A 2470-nucleotide genomic window follows, 5' to 3' on the forward strand; every position below is an offset into this window, starting at 1 on the left:
AGGCCGGCCGGGCCCGCACCCACGACGGCCACCCGGCGGCGCGAGGGGGCCACGGTGAGCACCAGCTCCGTCTCCCGGCCCGCGCGGGGGTTGACCAGGCAGGACGCGCGCTTGTTGGCGAAGGTGTGGTCGAGGCAGGCCTGGTTGCAGGCGATGCAGATGTTGATCTCGTCGGCCCGCCCCTCGGCGACCTTGGCGGCGAACGCCGCGTCCGCCAGCAGCGGCCGCGCCATCGACACCAGATCGGCCTGCCCGCTCGCGAGGATCTGCTCGGCCACGTCGGGGGTGTTGATGCGGTTGGACGCGATCACCGGGACCCCCACGGTCTGCTTGAGTCGGGCCGCCAGGTCGACGAACGCCGCCCGTGGCACCGAGGTCACGATGGTGGGGATGCGCGCCTCGTGCCAGCCGATGCCGGTGTTGAACACGTCGACCCCCGCGGCCTCGAGGCGCTGGGCGAGCTCGGCGGTCTCGTCCCAGGTCTGCCCGTCCGTCACCAGGTCGAGCACGCTGATTCGGTACTGGATCAGGAAGTCCGGGCCGACCTCGGCGCGGACCCGGCGGACGATCTCCTCGGGGAACCGCATTCGCTTGCTCGCGGTGCCGCCCCAGGAGTCGGTGCGCTGGTTGGTCCGGGCCGCGAGGAACTGGTTGATCAGGTACCCCTCGGAGCCCATGATCTCGACGCCGTCGTACCCCGCCCGGCGCGCCAGTCGTGCGGCCCGCACCCAGTGGTCGATGGTGCGCTCGACGCCCCGCGAGCTGAGGGCCCGCGCCTTGAACATGCTGATGGGGGACTTGGTGGACGAGGCCGAGCGGACGAACGGTTGATAGCCGTACCGGCCGGCGTGCAGCAGCTGGAGCAGGATGTGCGAGCCCTCGGCGTGGACGGCATCGGTGAGGCCGCGGTGTTTGTCCGCCATCCGCCGGCTGGCCATCATCGACCCGGCAGGGAGCAGCCAGCCCTCCACGTCGGGGGAGAACCCGCCGGTGACCATCATGGCGGTGCCGCCGCGCGCCCGCTCGGCGAAGTAGGCCGTGAGCTCGGGCAGGTGCTTGCTGCGGTCCTCGAGTCCGGTGTGCATCGACCCCATGACCACGCGGTTGCGAAGGGTGAGGGGCCCGACGACGAGGGGGCTGGTCAAGTGCGGGTGGCTGGAGCTCATGGGACCCATTGTGCCCTGACCGGACACGACCTTACCCACGGGTAAGGTCGTGTCGCGCGAGAGCCGAGTGCGGCACCACGGTCAGTAGCGCAGGATCGCGCCGACCGAGTTGCCGTGCGGGAGAGCCTCGAGCACCACGAGCCGACCGGACGTGGCGCAGGTGTGGCCCACGGCGTCGTCGAGGTCTCCCGGCTGATCCTCCGGACGACAGGCCGCCCCGGTGAGGATCAGCGTCTCCACCCGGCCCTCGGCGGCCGCGGTGACGATCTCTCTGGGGTCGCTCACCCCGAGCCCGGTGCCGAGGGCCTCCCCGAACCGCTCGGTCGCGGCGGCGGCGTCCGCGCTGAGGACGGGCTGCACGATCGGCCACGCCTTCTCCTGCAACTCCGCCCCGCTGGCATGGTCCGGGTTCCCGGCCACCACCTCGTCGAGGAGGTGGGGATAGGACAGCTCGTCCCTGAGCATCGGGTGGTGCTCGGCCACCGCCGCCAGGACGAGCGGTCGGCGATCGGGCCCCGCGAGCAGCTCGTCGATACCCGCTGCCACCTGACGGAAAAACTTCTGCAGCATCACGCGGTCCACCTCGCCGCCGGCCCCGTGCCCGTGGAAGGCGGCGGTGCCCCCGGCCGCCGCCTGGTGCTGCAGCTGGGGCTCGCGCTCGGTGCGACCCTCGGCGTCCTCCATCGACGCCGGCGCGGTGCCGATGTCCCGCTCGTGGACCGAACCCCGGGTGGCCTCGAACAAGCGCACCGAGTTCTGGCTCAGGGCCAGGATGAGGAACTCGCCGTCGCCGACCGCGGACGGGACCAGGGGGCGGACGGCGAACGAGTCGGACACGTGGACCAGTTCCGGCATCTCCGTGCCCAGCCGGAAGGCCCGTGCGATGCCGGGGGCGGCGTAGAGCGCCAGTCCGTGGGCGGTGTGCTGCCAGAAGGGGTCCTCGTTCCCCAGCTCCCGCAGCGGCGCGAGCAGCTCGGCGGCCACCTCGGCCGGTGTGCCCCGGGTGACCAGCTCGGCCTGCGCGCGGTCGAGCAGCGAGCGCAACCTCAGCGGGCCCTGCCGCGTCTCCGGCCCGCCGCGGTGCGTCGGCATGAACACCGACACCGCCGGTCCCGAGGCGGTGCCCAGCGACTCCAGGTCGGCGGCGGTGATCGGATCGATGTTCCGTGTTCGTTGGATCGACGTCATGGCTCCGACCGTAACGCCGATCACAGCTCGACGCGGGCTCTCGAGCCGATCGTTGCAAGTCGGAGATGTGCACGGGCACGGCACACGCAGCCGCCTCCAGCCGGGCCCGGGCAGCC

General features: G+C 72.3%; 2 protein-coding genes. Both read right to left on the bottom strand.

Annotated elements, in window-relative coordinates; translation table 11 throughout:
- On the bottom strand, positions 1 to 1166 hold a 1166-nt coding region (locus G6028_RS13620; RefSeq protein ID WP_182659190.1), incomplete at its 3' end, for a 2,4-dienoyl-CoA reductase FMN-binding domain-containing protein.
- An 81-nt stretch (positions 1167 to 1247) separates the two neighbouring features.
- Complete coding sequence (locus G6028_RS13625) at positions 1248 to 2354, bottom strand: baeRF3 domain-containing protein (protein ID WP_182659191.1); 1107 nt, start codon at positions 2352 to 2354, stop codon at positions 1248 to 1250.
- Positions 2355 to 2470: the final 116 nt, after the last annotated feature.

This window comes from Dietzia cercidiphylli (assembly GCF_014145145.1).
In the GTDB taxonomy this organism is placed as follows: domain Bacteria; phylum Actinomycetota; class Actinomycetes; order Mycobacteriales; family Mycobacteriaceae; genus Dietzia; species Dietzia natronolimnaea.